At 65.5% G+C, this 18,746-nt stretch carries 21 protein-coding genes; 13 read left to right on the top strand and 8 right to left on the bottom strand.

Annotation, left to right across the window (positions count from 1 at the left end):
* Positions 1–25 precede the first annotated feature (25 nt).
* Complete coding sequence (locus tag ACE10Z_RS26850; RefSeq protein WP_375783446.1) at positions 26–1,534, bottom strand: replicative DNA helicase; 1,509 nt, start codon at positions 1,532–1,534, stop codon at positions 26–28.
* A gap of 292 nt (positions 1,535–1,826) precedes the next feature.
* A complete protein-coding gene (locus ACE10Z_RS26845) occupies positions 1,827–1,949 on the bottom strand; it encodes a hypothetical protein (protein WP_256437482.1) in 123 nt (40 codons plus the stop codon).
* A gap of 185 nt (positions 1,950–2,134) precedes the next feature.
* Here ACE10Z_RS26845 and ACE10Z_RS26840 point away from each other — a divergent pair, with 185 nt between their 5' ends.
* Complete coding sequence (locus ACE10Z_RS26840) at positions 2,135–2,305, top strand: hypothetical protein (RefSeq protein WP_375783445.1); 171 nt, start codon at positions 2,135–2,137, stop codon at positions 2,303–2,305.
* A 20-nt stretch (positions 2,306–2,325) separates the two neighbouring features.
* Here ACE10Z_RS26840 and ACE10Z_RS26835 read toward each other — a convergent pair whose 3' ends face one another.
* On the bottom strand, positions 2,326–3,579 hold the full coding sequence (locus ACE10Z_RS26835; RefSeq protein WP_375783444.1) for a class I SAM-dependent methyltransferase: 1,254 nt from the start codon (positions 3,577–3,579) through the stop codon (positions 2,326–2,328).
* Positions 3,580–3,837: 258 nt separating this feature from the next.
* Here ACE10Z_RS26835 and ACE10Z_RS26830 point away from each other — a divergent pair, with 258 nt between their 5' ends.
* The 3 genes from ACE10Z_RS26830 to ACE10Z_RS26820 all read left to right on the top strand — a co-directional run bounded on the left by ACE10Z_RS26830 (position 3,838) and on the right by ACE10Z_RS26820 (position 5,969).
* Positions 3,838–4,812 carry a hypothetical protein gene (locus tag ACE10Z_RS26830; RefSeq protein WP_375783443.1) on the top strand — a complete coding sequence of 325 codons (975 nt, stop codon included), beginning with the start codon at positions 3,838–3,840 and terminating at the stop codon, positions 4,810–4,812.
* A gap of 93 nt (positions 4,813–4,905) precedes the next feature.
* A complete protein-coding gene (locus ACE10Z_RS26825; protein WP_375783442.1) occupies positions 4,906–5,511 on the top strand; it encodes a TetR/AcrR family transcriptional regulator in 606 nt (201 codons plus the stop codon).
* A complete protein-coding gene (locus ACE10Z_RS26820; protein ID WP_223968043.1) occupies positions 5,508–5,969 on the top strand; it encodes a PaaI family thioesterase in 462 nt (153 codons plus the stop codon). Before ACE10Z_RS26825 ends, ACE10Z_RS26820 begins: the two co-directional genes overlap by 4 nt.
* Positions 5,970–6,008: 39 nt before the next feature.
* Here ACE10Z_RS26820 and rplI read toward each other — a convergent pair whose 3' ends face one another.
* The 4 genes from rplI to rpsF all read right to left on the bottom strand — a co-directional run bounded on the left by rplI (position 6,009) and on the right by rpsF (position 8,471).
* Positions 6,009–6,611: a 50S ribosomal protein L9 gene (gene rplI, locus ACE10Z_RS26815; protein ID WP_375783441.1), complete on the bottom strand. Its 603-nt coding sequence runs from the start codon at positions 6,609–6,611 to the stop codon at positions 6,009–6,011.
* 51 nt (positions 6,612–6,662) lie between these two features.
* Positions 6,663–7,631, bottom strand: coding sequence for a hypothetical protein (locus tag ACE10Z_RS26810; protein ID WP_375783440.1), 969 nt, complete (start codon positions 7,629–7,631; stop codon positions 6,663–6,665).
* Positions 7,632–7,757: 126 nt separating this feature from the next.
* Entirely contained in the window at positions 7,758–7,997 is a 240-nt protein-coding gene (rpsR, locus tag ACE10Z_RS26805) for a 30S ribosomal protein S18 (RefSeq protein WP_016844287.1), read from the bottom strand.
* Between the two features lie 6 nt (positions 7,998–8,003).
* A complete protein-coding gene (gene rpsF / locus ACE10Z_RS26800) occupies positions 8,004–8,471 on the bottom strand; it encodes a 30S ribosomal protein S6 (protein WP_092113431.1) in 468 nt (155 codons plus the stop codon).
* Positions 8,472–8,836: 365 nt separating this feature from the next.
* Between rpsF and ACE10Z_RS26795 the strand changes: the two genes are divergently transcribed.
* The 9 genes from ACE10Z_RS26795 (at position 8,837) to gmk (ending at position 17,623) form a co-directional block, all read left to right on the top strand.
* On the top strand, positions 8,837–9,547 hold the full coding sequence (locus ACE10Z_RS26795; RefSeq protein ID WP_375783439.1) for a TetR/AcrR family transcriptional regulator C-terminal domain-containing protein: 711 nt from the start codon (positions 8,837–8,839) through the stop codon (positions 9,545–9,547).
* A complete protein-coding gene (locus ACE10Z_RS26790; RefSeq protein ID WP_375783438.1) occupies positions 9,544–10,569 on the top strand; it encodes a fatty acid desaturase family protein in 1,026 nt (341 codons plus the stop codon). The genes ACE10Z_RS26795 and ACE10Z_RS26790 overlap by 4 nt, the downstream gene beginning before the upstream one ends.
* Before the next feature lie 206 nt (positions 10,570–10,775).
* Positions 10,776–11,729, top strand: coding sequence for an ACP S-malonyltransferase (gene fabD, locus ACE10Z_RS26785; RefSeq protein WP_375783437.1), 954 nt, complete (start codon positions 10,776–10,778; stop codon positions 11,727–11,729).
* 21 nt (positions 11,730–11,750) lie between these two features.
* Positions 11,751–12,488: a 3-oxoacyl-[acyl-carrier-protein] reductase gene (gene fabG / locus ACE10Z_RS26780; RefSeq protein ID WP_375783436.1), complete on the top strand. Its 738-nt coding sequence runs from the start codon at positions 11,751–11,753 to the stop codon at positions 12,486–12,488.
* Between the two features lie 289 nt (positions 12,489–12,777).
* Positions 12,778–13,017, top strand: a complete 240-nt coding sequence (locus ACE10Z_RS26775) for an acyl carrier protein (protein WP_002716125.1) — start codon at positions 12,778–12,780, stop codon at positions 13,015–13,017.
* 96 nt (positions 13,018–13,113) lie between these two features.
* The gene (gene fabF / locus ACE10Z_RS26770; RefSeq protein ID WP_375783435.1) at positions 13,114–14,379 is read left to right on the top strand and encodes a beta-ketoacyl-ACP synthase II; all 1,266 of its coding nucleotides are present in this window, start codon (positions 13,114–13,116) and stop codon (positions 14,377–14,379) included.
* A 225-nt stretch (positions 14,380–14,604) separates the two neighbouring features.
* Positions 14,605–15,864: an endolytic transglycosylase MltG gene (gene mltG, locus ACE10Z_RS26765; RefSeq protein WP_375783434.1), complete on the top strand. Its 1,260-nt coding sequence runs from the start codon at positions 14,605–14,607 to the stop codon at positions 15,862–15,864.
* A 214-nt stretch (positions 15,865–16,078) separates the two neighbouring features.
* Positions 16,079–16,966: a YicC/YloC family endoribonuclease gene (locus ACE10Z_RS26760; protein WP_375783433.1), complete on the top strand. Its 888-nt coding sequence runs from the start codon at positions 16,079–16,081 to the stop codon at positions 16,964–16,966.
* A 3-nt stretch (positions 16,967–16,969) separates the two neighbouring features.
* Positions 16,970–17,623, top strand: coding sequence for a guanylate kinase (gene gmk, locus ACE10Z_RS26755; protein ID WP_375783432.1), 654 nt, complete (start codon positions 16,970–16,972; stop codon positions 17,621–17,623).
* A gap of 64 nt (positions 17,624–17,687) precedes the next feature.
* On the opposite strand, the gene ACE10Z_RS26750 is transcribed toward gmk, so the two are convergent.
* Positions 17,688–18,716 (bottom strand): hypothetical protein, encoded by a 1,029-nt coding sequence (locus tag ACE10Z_RS26750; RefSeq protein WP_375783431.1) that lies wholly within the window; start codon positions 18,714–18,716, stop codon positions 17,688–17,690.
* Positions 18,717–18,746 lie beyond the last annotated feature (30 nt).

Below are 18,746 nucleotides of genomic sequence, written 5' to 3'. Positions count from 1 at the left end.
GGGCCACCTTCAACCGTGCCCGCCGTCAGTAGGAGGGCGGGCGATCCGGGACCAGTCCGTCCGATGCGAGGTCGCCGAACCGGGTGACGCTGGCTTCGAAGTGCAGTTCGACGGTGCCGGTCGGACCGTGGCGCTGCTTGCCGATGATGACTTCGGCCTTGCCGAGCGCGCGCTCCATTTCGGCCTGCCAGGTCGCGTGCTCCGGGGTGCCGGGCCGTGGTTCCTTGTTCGCGAGATAGTATTCCTCGCGGTACACGAACATCACGACGTCGGCGTCCTGCTCGATCGAGCCGGATTCACGCAGGTCTGAAAGCTGCGGCCGCTTGTCGTCGCGGTTTTCGACCTGGCGCGAGAGCTGCGACAGCGCGATCACGGGGACGTTGAGCTCCTTCGCCAGCGCTTTCAGATTGGTGGTGATCTCGGTGATTTCCTGCACGCGGTTGTCGTTGCCTTTCTTGCCCGAGCCCTGCAACAGCTGGATGTAGTCGATCACGATCAGGTCGAGACCCTTCTGCCGCTTGAGGCGGCGGGCGCGCGCGGTGAGCTGCGAGATCGAGAGACCACCGGTTTCGTCGACGTAGAACGGCAGCGACTGCAACTCGATCGAGCAGTCGCGGATCTTCTCGAAATCGAGCTCGGAGATACCGCCGCGCCGGATATGGCTGGAGGGAATGCCGGTGCGTTCGGCGAGAATACGGGTGGCGAGCTGTTCGCCGCTCATTTCGCAGGAGAAGAAGCCGACCGCGCCGCCGTTCACCGCCTTGGTGGTGCCGTCGGCCTGCACCTCGGGGACATAGGCTTTGGCGATGTTGTAGGCGATGTTGGTGGCGAGCGAGGTCTTGCCCATGCCGGGACGGCCGGCGAGTACGATCAGATCGCTTGGCTGCAATCCGCCCATTTTGGTGTCGAGGTCGCGCAGTCCCGTCGAAATGCCGGACAGTTTGCCGTCGCGCTGGAACGCCTTGGCCGCCATGTCGACGGCGACTGTGAGTGCATCCGCAAAGCGCTGGAAGCCGCCATCGTAGCGGCCGGTCTCGGCGAGGCTGTAGAGCTGCCGTTCGGCGTCCTCGATCTGCGCGCGCGGGGCAAAATCGACCGGTGCGTCGTAGGCGACGTTGACGATCTCCTCGCCGATCTGGATCAGGTTGCGGCGCAGGCTCAGATCATAGACGGTACGCCCGTAGTCCTGTGCGTTGATGATGGTGGTCGCTTCGGCGGCGAGGCGGGCGAGGTATTGGCTGACCGTCATGCCGCCCAGGTCGAGCTCGGCAGGCAGGAACGTCTTCAAGGTCACGGGATTCGCGACCTTGCCCATCCGGATCAGGCTGCCGGCCGTTTCATAGATCTGCTGGTGGATGCTTTCGAAGAAGTGCTTCGACTCCAGGAAATCGGAGACCCGATAGAAGGCGTCGTTGTTGACCAGGATCGCGCCCAGCAGTCCCTGTTCCGCTTCGATATTATGCGGCGCGCTCCGATAGGTCGGGGACGCGGCGTCGGGCGTGAGCTTGTGGACGTTCGAATCAATCAAGGCCATGGACGAGCTTATTCTTCTGATTTCGTCGTTACTGAGATTTTCGGCTGTGGGGCCGCGATCAAGCGCCAGCCCGGCAGGAAGCGAAAGGACGGATGTTTCTTATGCACGATTCACACAACGCGATGTGTGAATCAGGGACGCCCGGATGCATTCCGCTTGACGGGGGATTCGGTCGAAAACCGGCGGTGCCCGGCCGGTCAGCGGTATCGTTGGCAAAAATCTGACGCAGCCTGAACCTTTTTCCGGGCTGCCGCGCCCAACCAGCAGCGAGGTCGGTGCTGGCCTCGGTTCCTCAGACCAGGATGAGGAAAGCCAGCGCGATCAAGGCGGCCGCCACGCCAGTAGCGATCAGGGCGTAATCGGTCACGAGGTCGCGCTGCGGGTCCAACATCGTCTGGTGCGGTTCTCGGGTCATTCCGGACCATTACGACAGCCCGGAACAGACCTCTGTGAAGCAGATCACATCTGCCGCTTTTTTCTTTGCGGCGGCTTCGCGGGAACGACCTGGCGCTTTCCGGGTTGTCTTCGCTCAGGGAAGATACGGCGCCGATGGCTCGAGAGTTTCAGACAGTGCGATCAAGGGTTGGCCGGGCAGGTGGCATGGACCGCCGTTGGCTGGCGTCGCTTGTCGATGCCATGGAGCAGGCGGGGCGTCCGGAGGTCCAGAGCGTCCCCTGCGATATCAGCCTGCTTTCGGCCGCCGCGGCTCACCTTGCGCGCCCGACGCCGACCTTCGCCCATTGCGGCTCGGCCTACAGCCTCCGCAACTAGCGGTATCCGCGCTTTCCGACCTATTCGCCGGCGAGTTGCAGCCGTGGTTTTGCGGCCCCGGCTTCCTTGAGCCGGAGGCGGCCTTCCTCGCGGCCGATGTAGTCGCGGGTCATCGGCACGATGCCCTGTCGCTTGGTCAACTGCAGCTGGAAATTCATCATGTTCTGGACCCGGAACGACATTTCCGAGGCTGCCAGATAGAATTCCCACATCCGGGCAAAGGTCTCGTCGTAGAGCCGCACGGCCTCCTCGCGCCGCGCCATGAAGCGGTCGCGCCACGCCTTCAGGGTATCGGCGTAGTGCAGGCGCAGGATCTCCATGTCGCAGATCAGCAATCCGGCCTTTTCGATCGCCGGCATGACTTCGGAGAGCGCCGGAATGTATCCGCCGGGGAAGATGTATTTCCGGATCCAGGGGCTGGTGACATCCGGACCGGTCGAACGGCCGATCGAATGCAGCAGCATGACGCCGTCATCGCTCAGGAGCTCGGCGCAGCGCTTGAAGAAGGTTTCGTAGAAGGCGACCCCGACATGCTCGAACATGCCGACCGAGACGATGCGGTCGAACGGGCCGGGGATGTCGCGGTAGTCCTGCAGCAGGAAGCGTGCCGAATGCGTCAGGCTCTTTTCCGCCGCCCGGGCGTTGGAAATCTGCAGCTGCTCGGTCGACAGCGTGACACCGGTGACGTCGGCGCCGCTCATCTCGGCGAGGTAGAGCCCGAGGCCACCCCAGCCGGAACCGATGTCGAGGACGCGGTGGCCGGGTTTGATTAGCAGTTTTGCGGCGAGGTGGCGCTTCTTGGCAAGCTGGGCGTCGTCCAGCGCCGCGTCAGGCGTCTCGAAATAGGCGCAGCTGTATTGCTTGTCCGCGTCGAGGAAGAGGGAATAGAGGCGGCCGTCGAGGTCGTAATGGCGGGCGACATTGCTCCGGGAGCGGCCGCGCACATTGAGCTGCTGGGCGCGCCGCCCGAGGAAGCGAACCCAGGCCTGCAGCCTGGCAAAGTTCGGCAGCATGGCCGCCTGACCCATCAGGACAGCCAGCACATCGGCGATGGTGCCTTGCTCCACCACGAAGGTGCCGTCCATGAAGGCTTCGCCGAGGTACAGCTCGGGATCGACCAGAATGCGCAGTTCCGCGGCCCTGGTCATGAACCGTGCGGCGACCGGAATGCCCGTGCCGTCACCACAGGTGAATTTGGCGCCGCTCGCGGTCGTGAACGTGATCGAACCGCGGCGGATGAAGCGCCCCAAGAAAAATCGCAACAATCGGTCCATCGAAGCACCAACGGAACGGCAAGCTGCACACTGACATCACCGGAGCTGATCACTCCAATGTGTCCCCGATCCAAACATAGGCAGGGAATTGGATCACGCTATTGCGTTGTGCTCAAAGCCGATATTCCAAAATGTGACAATTGCGTGGATGCGGCACGCGCGCGCTTCCATTCGCGCGATAATCGGATAAAAGGTGACCGCCGCGGCCGATCCATGAGGCGCAGGCGGCGATTTTTCCGGAATCTGGAGACTTAAGGAATGTTGAGCCGAGCCCTCAGTCTGGCGACGGTGACGCTTCTGATTGGCTGCCTGTCAGCCGTATCAGCGCAAGCGCAGAACCTCGAGGCCGGCAAAAGCCCCTCCCAGATCTTCGCCAACACCTGCACGGCCTGCCACAAGAGCCCGCGCGGTCTCTTGAAGACCGTGCCGGCCGGTTCGCTGCCGGGCTTCCTGCGCCAGCACTACACGACGTCGAGCGACATGGCCGGCGTGCTGGCGTCCTATCTGATCTCGAACGGCGCCAACGATCCGCGCTACCAGGCCAAGGATCAGCCCAAGGGGGCAAAGGGCAGAGAAGGCAGGCAGGAGGCAAACCAGTCTCCGGAGCAGCCGGCCGAGCGTCCGTCGCGCCGGCAGCATCAGAGTGCCACGCCGCAGGAAGGGGCCAAGGAAGGCGTCAATGACGGTGCGAAGCCCGACGCCGACGGTTTGAATCCCGAAGCACGTCCCGCCCACCGCGGCCGGCGCATGGCGCGTCCGAGCGAGGCGCCTGATGGTGCCAGGCCGGACGACGGCCAGACCCCGCAGGCCGCGGGCGAGAGCAGGCCGTCGCGCCAGAAGCACGGCCGCCGCGGCAAGCCGGTCGAGGAGCCGAAGTCGGACGAGGCGCCCAAGGGCGAGACGGCGGGCGACGAGCCCAAATCCCAGACCGCCGTCAAGCGCGAGGACAAGGGTGAGGCCGAGAGGCCGGCGAAGCCAGCCAGCCAGCCCGATACGGCCAAGGTCGATGCGCCCAAGGTCGATGCGCCTAAGAGCAGCGCAGGCAGCGAGCCGGTTGCCGTGCGATCGGACCCGGTTCCGCAGGTCACGCCCGCTGCTCCGGCGCCCGAACCGGCCGCTGCCGCATCTCCCGCGCCGGCGCCCGCCGCGTCCCCGGTAACCGCAGCCGCGCCGCCTCCGCCACCCCCGACGACGCCGGGCTCCGGTCCGCCGGAAGCGCCAACCTCGAAGTAATCGCCAACGCCGGGCCGGGAGGTCCGGCGTTATCATTTGACTGTCACTAGAGTATAACTCTAGAGTGTTGATCTAGTCAGGAAGGGAGCACGGGTGAGTACGGCACGCGAAGATCTCCTGGCGGCGGGACTGGCAGTGTTCGACCGCGATGGTTTCGAGGGCGCGACGGTGGCCGAGATCCGCGCCCGCGCCCGCGCGTCGAACGGCAGCTTCTTCCATTTCTTCACCTCGAAGAAGCAGCTCGCCGGAACCCTGTTCCTGGAAATCCTGCAGGCCTATCACGCCGCGATCATCACCGCGGTCAACGACACGCACGGCGCCAGCGAAGGCGTTGCGCGGCTGATCCGCGCCCACCTCGATTGGGTCGTGACCTTCAGGCGCGAGGCGCGCTTTCTGTTCGAGATTTCGCGCAGCGAGTGGGGCGAGGAGGTGCGCGGCGCGCAGCGCACCGAGAACTCGCGGCTGACTGATGGCATTGAGCGCTGGCGCGCGCCGCTGCTCGCGCGCGGCGAGTTGCTGCCGATGAGCGCTGTGCTGTTCTTCAGCCAGATCATCGGGCCGGCGCAGATCTTTTGCCGCGCCTATCTGTCGGGCCGCCATCCCGGCGACCCGCGCGAGCAGGTCGAGACGCTGGTCGCCTGCGCGATCCGCGCGGTGGTGGCGCCGGGTGCGCCGGAGCGAGCAGGAGGGACGTCATGAACGAGGCCGATCCGGACTTTGCGCCGATCGCGACGCGAATTCGCGACAATGTCGGCCGTCAGGGCTTCATGGGCCTTGTCGGTGCCGAGGTGGCCGAGCTGTCGCGCGGCGCGTGCACGCTCGCGGTGGACCGGCGGCCTGAACTGTTGCAGCAGCACGGCCTGTTTCACGGCGGGGTGACGGCGTTTCTGGTCGACAACGCCACCACGATTGCGGCGGCGACGTCGCGTGGCCAGCCGGCGCTGACGGCCGAGTACAAGCTGAACCTGCTGTCGCCGGCATCGGGCGATCGCCTGATCTGCCGGGCGCGCGTGATCAAGCCGGGACGCCAGGTCGCCGTCGTCGCAGCCGACGTGTTCTGCATCATCGATGGCAAAGAAAAGCATACCGCGACCGCATTGGCGTCGATCGCGATGCTCGACGATCAGGCGGCGGCACGAATCCAAAGCCCGGCCTGATGGGGCCGGGCTTCAGTCGGTGGAGAAATGAAGAGACGCTTACTTCTCTTCGGCAGCCGGAGCCGGCTCGGCCTCGTCGTCGTGCTGGGCTTCCGGATCGAAGAATTCGCCGGCGGCGGCGAGCGCTTCGGCGGCGGCGTCCTGGTCTTCCTGGCGGGTCGAGATGTCCTCGCCGCGCTTGATGCGCTCGGCCTCTTCTGCGGAGCGGGCGACCGTCACGGTGACGCTGGTTTCGACCTCGGGGTGAACCGCGATCGTCACCTTCTGCGCGCCGATCACCTTGATCGGCGAGTCGAGCCAGACCTGCGGTCGCGCAACGTTCACGCCGTCGGCGGCCAGCGCCGTGACGATGTCGCGCACCGTGACCGAGCCGAACAGCTGGCCGGACTCGGAGGCCTGGCGGATGATGATGATGTCGCGGCCGTCGATCTTCTCGGCGACAACGGCGGCTTCGCCCTTGGCCTTGATGTTGTTGGCCTCGAGCTCGGCCTTCATGCCGTCATACTTGGCGCGGTTCGCTTCGGTGGCGCGCAGCGCCTTGCCGCGCTTCAGCAAGAAGTTGCGGGCGAACCCGTCCTTGACGCGCACGACTTCGCCCATCTGGCCAAGCTTGGCAACGCGTTCCAGCAGAATGACTTCCATTTTCGTTCTCCTTTAGAGGCTAAGTATCGGGTTGAGTGGTTGGATCGAATGTCAGGCCGCAGGCAAAGGCGGCGGTCTGGTTTGCAGATAGCGCTGGCGCAGGCCGAACACGGCGTCGGCAATGCCGAGCGCGAAGATTGCCACGATCGGCCAGCCGAACATGACGACGACGGCGTAGATGCCGCCGAGCCAGAACCCGCGATTGGTAAGCGACAGCGTCAGGGTGTGCAGCACGGCGAAGCCGACCAGCGCATAGGCGATCACGAGCGCGGTGGTCACGATCTGCGCCAGCAGCGCAAGCATGCCGCCGACGAAGCTGGCCGCCACCGCCACCAGCAAGGCGACCAGCGCCATGGCGGGGAGCGCGGTGCCGCGGAGCTCCGGCCACGGCCGGTTCAGCCGGCCGGAGGTTTGCGTGATCTTGCCGGCGAGCCACAGGTTGAGCGTCAGCGTGACCATCGCGATCACCGTTGCCGCGAGCGGCGCAAAGATCACCAACGCGTCGACGACCCGTTCGATGTCACTGCCGGCTTGACCTTCGCCGGCGCTGAGCATCTTGAGCAGGCCGCGCCGCAACGTGCCGGTGATCGTGTCGGTATCCGTGCCAAGCGTCAGCAGCGCGGCGGTCGTGGTGACAACGGCGAAGGCCGCGATCCAGAGCAGGATACGGCCGACGGGATACCACTCGAGCGCCGGCGGCTGCTGGGCAGCGCTATCGCCGGCTGCGCCCGCGATCGGCCGTCCGAGCAGAGCCAGATGGCCGAGCCACCAGCCGGGCAGGGCGACCATCATGGCAAACGCGATGCAATAGGGAAGTCCGAAGAGCGCGCCGAGCACGGATGCTGCAGCGATACCGCCGATGGCCGCGGCGAGCGGGCCCCAGCCGAGCGCCGTCACCATCAGAGGCAGCGGCGCGAGATAGAACAGCAATATCGAGACCGCCGCGCCCGAAACGATCGAGGCGAACATCAGCGCCGACGCGGCGCCGGCGGCAAGTGCAACAATGAGGATCGCGATCATCAGCTGTCCCGCTCCTTTCGAGCGGTTAGAGGCACTCTGTCGAGAACCCCAACCATCGGCGACCGGACGACCCGGAAGCCTTATGAGAATGAGCGGCCGGCGGCGCATGCCGCCGGCCGGAAACGGTTAGCGAATAACGTAGGGCAGCAGGCCGAGGAAGCGCGCGCGCTTGATGGCGCGGGCGAGCTCACGCTGCTTCTTGGCGGACACGGCCGTGATGCGGCTCGGCACGATCTTGCCGCGCTCGGAGACGTAACGCATCAGCAGCTTGGAATCCTTGTAGTCGATCTTCGGCGCATTCGCGCCCGTGAACGGGCAGGACTTGCGACGACGGAAAAACGGACGGCGGGCACCAGCATCAGCCATGATTCATTACTCCTCGGTCGCAGCTTCTTCTTCGCGCGGACGGCGCGGGCCACGATCGCCGCGGAAGCCGCCGCCATCGCGATCACCACGGAAGCCGCCTTCGCGGTCGCCGCGGAAGCCACCGCCGCGGTCATCGCGCTCGCGGTCACGGTCGGCCTTGCGCATCATCGCGGACGGGCCTTCCTCGTGCTCTTCGACGCGCACGGTGAGATAGCGGATGACGTCTTCGCTGATCCGCTCCTGGCGCTCGATCTCGGTGACGACAGCCGACGGTGCGTCGATGTTCATCAGCACGAAATGCGCCTTGCGGTTCTTGTTCATGCGGTAGGTGAGGGAGCGCACGCCCCAGCTCTCGGTCTTGGTGACCTTGCCGCCGCCCTGTTCGACGATACCCGTCATCTGGGCCGTCAGTTCATCCACCTGCTGGGTGCTCGCATCCTGACGCGCGAGAAAAACATGCTCATATAGAGGCATGGTTGTCCTTTCCTGTGTTGGCGCGGGTTCCGGCGACAAGCCCTTCGAGACCTTCGGAAAGGACTCGAGCTGCTCAGAAGGCGGGAGCACGGGACGACGGGCCGACTGGCCCTGCCACATCAAAATCGCCACATCAAAATGAAAGGGTGAATTTGCTGAGACCGTCCGTTCAGCTCCCGGCCGGAGCCCACGAATGGGGCGCTTTATACGGATTTTGGCCGCGAAGGCAAGGGTCCGCGGAGGGTTCTTGGCCTTGCGGATTTGCGACGGGTCGTAGCCCTCCGGGCCGTTCGGCGCAACTTTGCGCAGTTCCGGGTTGATTTCTTTGTTTGTATGTCATACAAATATCTCAGGGAGGATGATCGATGGGTTCGGAGACCGCCAGCGGCATGTCTGCGCCCGATCCGAAGCACGCGGTCCGCGCAACGCGGTCGGCGGGGCGCAAGATGCGTTCGCTGCTGCTGGATGCCGCCAGCCGCCTGTTCAAGGAGCGCGGGCTCTCGGGCACGTCGATCTCCGACATCGCCGCAGCGGCGGATGCCTTTCCGAGCCAGATCACCTATTACTTCCGCACCAAGGAAGCGCTGTTCGTCGAAGCCGCCAGCCGCGACATGCTCTATCTCGCGCGGGCGACCGAGCAGGCCGCCCTGAAGGCCCAGACGCCACGCGATTACACCCACGCCTTGGCCGAGACCGTGACCGCGACGGATACGGTCGCCTTCTTCGCCGAGGCGCTGACGCTGACGCGGCGCCGCCAGGACCTCGCGCCTTTGGTCGAGCGCACCATCGAGCGTCTGCACAGCGAAGGCGCGCGCGCCTATGCGGGCCAGGTCGAGCGGCACGGCTGGCGCTCGCTGCGCGCGCCCGAGGAGAGCTCGCGCCGCTTCTGGGCGATTGCGATCGGCGTGATCGTCGAAGGTTTTGCGATGGGCCGCGGCGCCGAGCAGATGTGCCGCGAATTGCTGCGCGCGCTCGGCGAGCAGGCGACATCGCCGTCGGCCAATGATGGATCGCGGCTGCGCCTGGTCGGCGATCGCGATCATTCACCCTCAACGGACGGGGAGACAAGCTCATGACCGCGCTGCGCATGCGTGCCCGCGATTTCCTCACCGAGGACGAACTGGTCGCCGTCCGGCAACGCACGACGTGGAAGGGCGTAGCCCTGATCGTGCACGCCTGGGCCCTGATCCTGGGCGCGATCGCGCTGGTCGCATGGTGGCCCAATCCGCTGACCTATCTGCTGGCCGTTGCGATCATCGGCTCGCGCCAGCTCGGGCTAGCCATCCTGATGCACGACGGTGCGCATGGCTGTCTCTCGGCGAACGAGACGACCAATCTCGCGTTGAGCCAGTGGTTCTGTGCCTATCCGATCTTCGCGGAAACCCGTGGCTATCGCCGCTATCATCTGCAGCACCACGCCCGGACACAGCAGGAGGATGATCCGGATCTGGTTCTGTCGGCGCCGTTTCCGATTACGAAGATGAGTTACCGCCGGAAATTCCTCCGCGATATCACCGGGCAGACCGGCTACCAGCAGCGCAAGGCGCAACTGCTCAATGCGATCGGACCGAAAGAGTGGCCGCTATCGCAGCGCGCCGCGAACTTCTGGCAGAAGCTCGGGCCACAATGCGTCACCAACGCGCTGCTGTTCGCAGGGCTCGCCGCCGCGGGCGTGTGGTGGGCCTATCCGCTGTTGTGGCTGGTGCCGCTGCTGACCTGGATGATGGTGATCACGCGCATCCGCAACATCGCCGAACATGCCGTCGTGCCCGACAGCGCCGACCCCTTGCGCAACACCCGCACCACGCGGGCCAATGTGCTGGAGCGGCTGTTCATCGCGCCGTACTACGTGAACTACCACCTCGAGCATCATCTGCTGTTCTACGTGCCGTGTTACAACCTGCCGCGTGTCCACCGCATCCTGAGCGGAAGCCGCTATGCCGACCGGATGGAAGTCCAGCCGGGCTACGCTGCGGTGCTGCGGCTGGCGACCGCCAGGCCCAATCGGGAAGACCGTCCGGGCCAACTGGTCAACAGCGCGCGCCGGGCGAGGGCCGGTGCCGAGGTTAACGCCGACCAGAATGCCGGTGGATTCTAGGCGGAGGCGGTCCCGGCATCCCCAGGGTTCCGCGCGCGCGGCTTGACATCGCGCCCCCCATCAGTGTCTTACGGCCCGGTCCGAGGCCGGTTGCAAGGCAGGGTCCGGACCCGCTGTGGCGCGTTTCGCGCGACGGGATACCGTTTTCCCCTGCGGCAGGCGCGGCGCTTGCGCGGGGATCACGCTCAACAAGGTAGGGAGCGCCGATGACGGCAGCATTCACATTTCCCGGGCAGGGCTCGCAGGCGGTTGGCATGGGCAAGGCCCTGGCCGACGCCTTTCCGGTCGCCAAGGCCGTGTTCGATGAGGTCGATTCCGCGCTGGGCGAGAAGCTGACCGCGATCATCTGGGATGGTCCGGGCGAGACATTGCAGCTGACGGAAAATGCCCAGCCGGCGCTGATGGCGGTCTCGATCGCCACCTTGCGCGTGCTCGAGAGCGAAGCCGGCTTCTCGGTCGGCCGCAACGCGGCCTTCGTTGCCGGGCACTCGCTCGGCGAGTATTCGGCGCTTGCCGCCGCCGGCAGCCTGACCGTGAGCGATACCGCGCGGCTGCTGCGGACCCGCGGGCTCGCGATGCAGAAGGCGGTGCCGGTCGGTGCCGGTGCGATGGCGGCGCTGCTCGGCCTCGATTACGAGGCGGCGGTTGCGGTCGCCAATGAAGCGGCGCAGGGCCAGGTCTGCCAGGCCGCCAACGACAATGGCGGCGGCCAAGTGGTCGTCTCCGGCGACAAGGCGGCCGTCGATCGCGCGGTGGAGATTGCGAAAACCAAAGGGGCCAAGCGCGCCATGCTGCTGCCGGTGTCGGCGCCGTTCCACTGCAAGCTGATGCAGCCGGCGGCCGATGCGATGGCACAGGCGCTGGCCGGCGTCACCATCAAGGCGCCCGCGGCGCCTCTGGTGTCCAACGTGCTGGCTTCGGCCATCACCGATCCCGACGAGATCCGCCGCCGCCTGGTCGAGCAGGTCACGGGGACGGTTCGCTGGCGCGAGTCGGTTGCCTATATGGCAGGCCAGGGCGTGACGCGGTTCTTCGAGATCGGCGCCGGCAAGGTGCTGAGCGGCCTCGTCAAGCGCATCGCCGATGGCGCGGTCGGCGTATCCGTCGGCGGCCCGAACGATATCGCTGCGGCCAAGGACGCGCTGGCAGCATCGGCCTGAAGCAGCCGGAAGGAGAATTCGATGTTTGATCTGACTGGCAAGACGGCGCTCGTGACGGGTGCAACCGGCGGCATCGGCGGCGCGATCGCGCAGGCGTTGCATGCGCAGGGCGCGACGGTCGCGATTTCGGGGACACGGCGCGAGGTGCTGGACGGCTTCGCGGCCAAGCTCGGCGAGCGCGTTCATGTGCTGCCGTGCAACCTCTCCAGCAAGGATGACGTCGAGGCGCTGGTGCCGGCGGCGGAAGCTGCGATGGGGCAGGTCGACATCCTGATCGCGAACGCCGGCATCACCCGCGACAACCTGTTCGTGCAGCTGCGCGACGAGGATTGGGACGACGTGATTGCGGTCAACCTGACCGCGACATTCCGCATGGCGCGCGCGGCGACCAAATTGATGATGCGCAAGCGCTTCGGCCGCATCATCGCGATCACCTCGATCGTCGGCGTCACCGGCAATCCGGGGCAGGGCAACTACACCGCGTCGAAGGCCGGCATCATCGGCTTGATCAAGACGCTGGGCGCCGAATACGCCAAGCGCGGCGTGACCGCCAACTGCATCGCGCCGGGCTTCATCAAGACGCCGATGACGGATGCGCTCAACGACAAACAGCGCGAAGCCATCCTGGCGAAGGTTCCTGCGGCGCGGCTCGGAACGCCCGAGGATATCGCTGCGGCAGCCGTCTATCTGGCCTCGAACGAGGCCGCCTACGTCACCGGACAGACGATTCACGTCAACGGCGGGATGGCGATGATCTGAGCTGGTTGCTGGCTCTCGCAATGCGGCGAAAAGCCGTTTTCGGGAGCCGGTTCAGGCGTGTAGTCAAGGCTTGGGAAGTATGATAGCTGAACCCCCCATGGATGGGCAAAGAACGCCATTGCAGGATTTTGAAACCCTGTATATTGGCGTGGCGACGCCTGCCGTTCGCCGGGGCTTTAGTCGGCTACGACCGGGCCGAATCAAGACTATGCGCGACTGAGTAATCGAGACGACCACGATGGCTCGTATCGTCTTGGGGTCGGGTCCAATGGAACAACGAGGTTGAACGATGAGTGAGATTGGCGAGCGGGTTAAGAAGATTGTGGTCGAGCACCTTGGTGTCGAACCCGAGAAGGTGGTCGATAGCGCGAGCTTCATCGATGACCTCGGCGCCGACAGCCTCGACACCGTCGAGCTCGTGATGGCTTTTGAAGAAGAATTCGGTTGCGAGATTCCCGACGACGCGGCGGAGACGATTCTGACCGTGGGCGACGCGACCAAGTTTCTCGAGAAGAACGCGAAGAGCTGACGCCGATCGCGAAGTTGACGGGGCCGGACGGACCGTGATCGAGCGGTCCCCCGGCTTCTTATTATCAGCCGCGCATTGCCGGCCGGAGACGTGGAAATGAGACGAGTTGTCGTCACGGGGCTGGGCATGCTTACACCGCTCGGCTGCGGCGTTGACGCAACTTGGGCGCGCATCCTCGCCGGCGACAGCGGCGGCAAGAAGATCGACACGTTCGAAGTGTCCGACCTGCCGAGCCAGGTCGCCTGCTACATTCCGCGCGGCGACGGCTCCAACGGCACCTTCAATCCCGATCAGTGGATGGAGCCGAAGGACCAGCGCAAGGTCGACGACTTCATCCTCTATGCGATGTGCGCGGCCAGGCAGGCGCTCGACGATGCCGACTGGCACCCGAAGTCCGATGAGGATCAGTTCGCGACCGGCACGATGATCGGCTCCGGCATCGGCGGCCTCACCGGCATTGCCGAGACCGCGGTGCTGCTGAAGGAGCGTGGACCGCGCAGGATCTCTCCCTTCTTCATTCCGGGCCGCCTGATCAATCTGGCGTCCGGCTACGTCTCGATCGAGCACGGCCTGAAAGGGCCCAATCATGCGGTCGTCACGGCTTGCTCGACCGGTGCGCACGCGGTCGGTGACGCAGCGCGGCTGATCGCGCTCGGCGATGCGGAGGTGATGCTCGCAGGTGGCGCCGAATCGCCGATCTCCCGCATCGGCATCGCCGGCTTCTGCGCAGCGCGCGCACTGTCCACCGGCTTCAACGACACGCCGGAAAAGGCATCGCGGCCTTACGACAAGGACCGCGACGGCTTCGTGATGGGTGAGGGCGCCGGCATTCTGGTGCTCGAGGAATACGAGCACGCCAAACAGCGTGGTGCGAAGATCTATGCCGAGGTCACCGGCTACGGCCTGTCGGGCGATGCCTTCCACATCACTTCGCCGCCGCCGGACGGCAATGGCGGCTTCCGCAGCATGAGCATGGCGCTGAAGCGCGCCGGCCTCGTCGCATCGGATCTCGACTACATCAACGCGCACGGCACCTCGACGCAGGTCGGCGACGAGATCGAGCTCGGCGCGGTCGAGCGTCTGCTCGGCAATGCGGCTTCGAAGGTCTCGATGTCGTCGACCAAGTCCGCGACCGGACATCTGCTCGGCGCGGCCGGTGCGATCGAGGCGATCTTCGCGGTGCTGGCGATTCGCGATAACGTGGTGCCGCCGACCATCAATCTCGACAATCCGTCGGTGCAAACGGCGATCGATCTCGTGCCGCATACGTCGCGCAAGCGTGACGTGAATGTGGCGCTGTCCAATTCCTTCGGTTTCGGCGGCACAAACGCCTCCGTGATCGTGCAGCGCGTGACCAATTAGTAGGTCGTTAGAGCGTTTTCGAGCGAAGTGGGTACCGGTTCGCGTGAAGAAAACGCGTCAAAATAAGAATCTAAAGTCCCGTTCCGATGCGATCGGAACGGGACTTTAGAACTAGTCCACCGTTTTGCCGTATTCCGCGGTGACTCCTAATAGCGGGCGCATGCTATTGGCAGGGCAGGGGTTTGTCCGGCCACGATTCAACCGGCAGGATATTGGTTTGCATCGATGAGTGAGAGGCCGCCCATTTCACCAAGGAGTCCACGTGCCGCGCTGGAGCCCGAACAGGTTCCGCCGCCGCCCAAGCGCTCGGATCGTGCCCGCAATCCCTTCGTGATCGTCGGCAATGCCATCTTCACCATCCTGATCATCCTGATGATCGGCGCCGGCGCCACCTATTACTACGGCAAGCAGACGCTGGAATCCCCGGGACCGCTGCAGGAAGACAAGATCGTCAACATCCCCGCGCGCGCCGGCAAGCGTGACATCGCCGACGTGCTGTCGCGCGAGGGCGTCATCAACGTCAATCCGTGGGTCTTCATCGGCAGCGTGTTTGCGCTGAAGGCGAGCTCCGACCTCAAGCCCGGCGAATACTCGTTCCAGAAGAATGCCAGCCTGCGCGATGTCATCGCCACCATCGTCGATGGCAAGGTGGTGCAGCACGCCATCACGATCCCCGAAGGTCTGACCTCGGAGCAGATCGTGACGCGGCTCACCGACAACGACATCTTCACCGGCTCGGTGCGCGAGATTCCGCGCGAGGGCACGCTGTTGCCGGAGACCTACAAATTTCCGCGCGGTACCACGCGCGACCAGGTGATCCAGCGCCTGCAGCAGGCGCAGAAGCGCGTGCTCGCCGAGATATGGGAACGCCGCAACACCGACTCGCCGCTGAAATCGCCGGACCAGCTGGTGACGCTGGCCTCGATCGTCGAGAAGGAAACCGGCCGCGCCGACGAGCGCAGCCGCGTCGCCGCCGTGTTCGTCAACCGCCTGCGCCAGAGGATGAAGCTGCAATCCGATCCGACCATCATCTACGGGCTGGTGGGCGGCAAGGGAACGCTGGGGCGTCCGATCAAGCGCAGCGAGATCACGCAGCCGTCGCCCTACAACACCTATGTGATCGACGGCCTGCCGCCGGGACCGATCGCCAATCCCGGCCGCGCCTCGCTGGAGGCGACCGCCAATCCGGCGCGCACGCGCGACCTGTTCTTCGTTGCCGACGGAACCGGCGGCCACGCCTTTACCGAAACCTACGATCAGCATGCCAAGAACGTCGCCAAGCTGCGCGCGTCGGAAAAGCAGATCCAGAACGATACCGTCGAGCCCGCGGATGATCCGGCGCCTGCGGCAGCGGCGCCCGGCGCGGCCGACACCAATCCCACGGCGGCCACGCCGCCGAAGCCCACCAATCAGAAGAAACCGCCGCGCAGCGGTCGCCAGGGCGCAGCCCAGCAGACCAGCTCGCCGCCCGTTGTGCAGCGCTAAAGCGCGATGCGATCATCGCGCTTTAGCTTCTTGTTTGAGCATCGTCTTTCGGAAATCCGCTTCACAGCTTTCCGGAGCTTGCCGCAGCTCTGCATTTCCCGAGGGTGGACGTAATTCCACTTTCACGGAATCCGTTCTAAGGTCGCTCCGGGTCCCCACGAGTCTCGTCGTCTCCGGGTGAGTCCCATATCCTTCTGTTGGAGAGTTTCACGCGATGGCGCTATCGAGCATGACCGGCTTTGCCCGAAGCCATGGCGCGAGCGGTCCCTATACGTTCGAGTGGGAGCTGAAGTCGGTCAACGCCAAGGGCTTTGATCTGCGATTGCGGCTGCCGCCGGGCTGGGACGAGCTGGAAGCCCTCGCCAAGAAGCGGGCCGGCGAGTTGCTGTCGCGCGGCACGGTCTACGCCAATCTCAGCGTCAAGCGCACCGATGCGGCGCAGACCATCCGGATCAATGAGGACGTGCTGGCCGCGGTCGTGAAGGTCGCGGGTGAGCTCGCGCAACGGATCGACGCGGTGGCGCCGAGCATCGATGGATTGCTCGGCATCAAGGGCGTCATCGAGGTGGTCGAGCCTGACAGCGATGAGGACGAGGACAAGGCGGCACGCGAGGCCGCCGCGAACGCGTTCGAGCAGGCGCTCGGCAGCCTCGTCGAGATGCGCCGCCGCGAGGGCGATGCGCTGGGCCAGATCCTGATGCAGCGGATGGACGAAATCGAGCGGCTCGCCAAGCGGGCCGAGACGGCTCCCGGCCGCAAGCCCGAGGCGATCAAGGCGCGGCTTGCCGAGCAGATCGCGGCACTGCTGGAGACCTCCGATCGCTTCGATGCCGACCGGCTGAGCCAGGAGGCGATCCTGATCGCCACCAAGGCCGATATCCGCGAGGAGCTCGACCGCATCGCCTCGCACATCGGCCAGGCGCGCGAGATGATCGGCAAGGGCGGACCGGTCGGGCGGCGGCTCGACTTCCTCGCCCAGGAGTTCAATCGCGAGGTCAACACCTGCTGCTCGAAGTCGAACGACGTCGAGTTGACCAATACCGGGCTTGAAATGAAGAACGTGGTCGAGCAGTTCCGCGAACAGGTCCAGAATCTGGAGTGAACGATGACGGCGCAGGGTTTTGACGGCGTTGAGCGGCGCGGACTGATGTTCGTCCTGTCCTCGCCCTCGGGCGCCGGCAAGACGACGCTGTCGCGCATGTTGATCGACCGCATGCCGGGATTGAAGATGTCGGTGTCGGCGACCACGCGGCCGAAGCGGCCGGGCGAGGTCGAGGGCCGCGACTATTTCTTCGTCGACAAGACCAAGTTCGAGGCGATGGCAAAGCAGGGTGAGCTGCTGGAGTGGGCCACCGTGTTCGACAACCGCTACGGCACGCCGCGCGCGCCGGTCGAGGCTGCGCTCGCGGCCGGCCAGGACGTGCTGTTCGACATCGACTGGCAGGGCACCCAGCAGCTGCGCGAGAAGGCGCGCGCCGACGTGGTCAGCGTCTTCATCCTGCCGCCGTCGGCCGCCGATCTCGAGAAGCGACTGCACACCCGTGCGCAGGATTCCGAAGAAGTCATCCGCGGGCGGATGAACCGCGCCACCCATGAGCTGAGCCACTGGGCGGAATATGACTACATCGTCGTCAACCAGAACGTCGACGACGCCTTTGCCGAGGTGCAGTCGATCCTGAAGGCCGAGCGTCTCAAGCGAGAGCGCCGCACCGGCCTCACCGAGTTCGTGCGCGGCCTGCAGCGTCAGCTCGAGAAGTAACGCTCCGGAACCATGGTGCGATCCGGGGATCGCATCATGTCTCATCTGCTTTCCTGAGTGCCCTCTAATTCGCCGCGCTGCGCGCCAGCCGCTGCAGCATCGCGGCGATCTGCTTGTTGTCTTGCTCGGTTTGATCCGGCTCGCGCGCCGTCTCGCGGCGGGCAGCTGGCGTCTCGGCACGGCGCGGAACCGGTGTCTCTGACCGGCGCGGCGCAGCTTCCGACAGGCGTAGCGGACGGTCGCGGCTCACGACTGCCATCGGCGGCGCCGGCTCGGTGTGGAGAGAATCCCAGGGCGCTCGCCATTCGTCGCTGATCTCGTAAGGCGGCGTACGGGTGCGGGTCAGCCGGAACACCAGCGCGCTGACCAGGCCGGCCAGCGCCAGCGCACCGACCATCACGATCAGCAGCATCTGCGTCGAGGAGGAAGACTTCTCGGCGGACGCCTCGGCTGTTACGGGGGCGGCCGGTGCCGGCGCGGCCGTCTGTTGCGGCGTCGCATCGGCCTGCGCGACTACGGTCGGCTGGTCTGCGGCGTGCCGGGTTCCGTTGGTTCCGGCCATGCTCGATGCATCCAGCCATCTGGCGTTTACGTCCGACGCCTGAGCGTTCGTGCCTGACGCCGCCGGATCCGTCGCCGCTGCCGCACCGCCGGCTTGACCGGCGGCGGGGGGCGCGACCGGCGCTGCTGCGGCCTGCGGTGAGGGCCATTCGGCATGGGCGTCGGCAACGGACTTGCGCATGGCCGGCTGTGGCGGCGCCGGCTGGCTCTGCGGCGGCTGCGCGTCGGCCGTTGCCGTGTCGGGCGCGGCCGCGGGCTGCTGCTGCGCGGTCGCGGTCTTGGCAACAACCTTGTTCTTGGCGTCACCGAGGTACCAGCATTTCTTTTGGGTGCTTCGGTCGAGGTGATAGAACCAGTGGCTCCCCGCAGGCGCGGTTCCCTTCGGCGCGGCCTGACAGGTGTCGGCCGTCTTGGCATTCGTAGTATCGGTGCTCGCCGTGTTGGCGGCGGTCTGGGCCATGGCCGTGAAGTTGGCACCGGCCAACATGCTGACGGCAAGCGCCGCAGCGAATTTCGCTGAACGATTTGACATACGCGTCCCCGGTATTTCTTTTTACGCAAA

Origin of the sequence: Bradyrhizobium sp. Pha-3 (genome assembly GCF_042258615.1) — a bacterium.
Taxonomy (GTDB): Bacteria; Pseudomonadota; Alphaproteobacteria; order Rhizobiales; family Xanthobacteraceae; genus Bradyrhizobium.
Note: the sequence above shows the minus strand (reverse complement) of the source record. Positions and strands in the feature narration are given on the sequence as shown.

Coding starts and splice junctions, on each gene's coding strand:
- rpsR (WP_016844287.1), bottom strand. CDS start 7,997: ATGGCTGATGCTGGTGCCCGCCGTCCGTTTTTCCGTCGTCGCAAGTCC.
- rpsF (WP_092113431.1), bottom strand. CDS start 8,471: ATGCCTCTATATGAGCATGTTTTTCTCGCGCGTCAGGATGCGAGCACC.
- ACE10Z_RS26820 (WP_223968043.1), top strand. CDS start 5,508: ATGAACGAGGCCGATCCGGACTTTGCGCCGATCGCGACGCGAATTCGC.
- ACE10Z_RS26835 (WP_375783444.1), bottom strand. CDS start 3,579: ATGGACCGATTGTTGCGATTTTTCTTGGGGCGCTTCATCCGCCGCGGT.
- ACE10Z_RS26845 (WP_256437482.1), bottom strand. CDS start 1,949: ATGACCCGAGAACCGCACCAGACGATGTTGGACCCGCAGCGCGACCTC.
- mltG (WP_375783434.1), top strand. CDS start 14,605: ATGAGTGAGAGGCCGCCCATTTCACCAAGGAGTCCACGTGCCGCGCTG.
- ACE10Z_RS26760 (WP_375783433.1), top strand. CDS start 16,079: ATGGCGCTATCGAGCATGACCGGCTTTGCCCGAAGCCATGGCGCGAGC.
- ACE10Z_RS26830 (WP_375783443.1), top strand. CDS start 3,838: ATGTTGAGCCGAGCCCTCAGTCTGGCGACGGTGACGCTTCTGATTGGC.
- ACE10Z_RS26775 (WP_002716125.1), top strand. CDS start 12,778: ATGAGTGAGATTGGCGAGCGGGTTAAGAAGATTGTGGTCGAGCACCTT.
- ACE10Z_RS26850 (WP_375783446.1), bottom strand. CDS start 1,534: ATGGCCTTGATTGATTCGAACGTCCACAAGCTCACGCCCGACGCCGCG.
- fabF (WP_375783435.1), top strand. CDS start 13,114: ATGAGACGAGTTGTCGTCACGGGGCTGGGCATGCTTACACCGCTCGGC.
- ACE10Z_RS26790 (WP_375783438.1), top strand. CDS start 9,544: ATGACCGCGCTGCGCATGCGTGCCCGCGATTTCCTCACCGAGGACGAA.
- gmk (WP_375783432.1), top strand. CDS start 16,970: ATGACGGCGCAGGGTTTTGACGGCGTTGAGCGGCGCGGACTGATGTTC.
- ACE10Z_RS26750 (WP_375783431.1), bottom strand. CDS start 18,716: ATGTCAAATCGTTCAGCGAAATTCGCTGCGGCGCTTGCCGTCAGCATG.
- ACE10Z_RS26840 (WP_375783445.1), top strand. CDS start 2,135: ATGGACCGCCGTTGGCTGGCGTCGCTTGTCGATGCCATGGAGCAGGCG.
- rplI (WP_375783441.1), bottom strand. CDS start 6,611: ATGGAAGTCATTCTGCTGGAACGCGTTGCCAAGCTTGGCCAGATGGGC.
- ACE10Z_RS26795 (WP_375783439.1), top strand. CDS start 8,837: ATGGGTTCGGAGACCGCCAGCGGCATGTCTGCGCCCGATCCGAAGCAC.
- ACE10Z_RS26810 (WP_375783440.1), bottom strand. CDS start 7,631: ATGATCGCGATCCTCATTGTTGCACTTGCCGCCGGCGCCGCGTCGGCG.
- fabG (WP_375783436.1), top strand. CDS start 11,751: ATGTTTGATCTGACTGGCAAGACGGCGCTCGTGACGGGTGCAACCGGC.
- fabD (WP_375783437.1), top strand. CDS start 10,776: ATGACGGCAGCATTCACATTTCCCGGGCAGGGCTCGCAGGCGGTTGGC.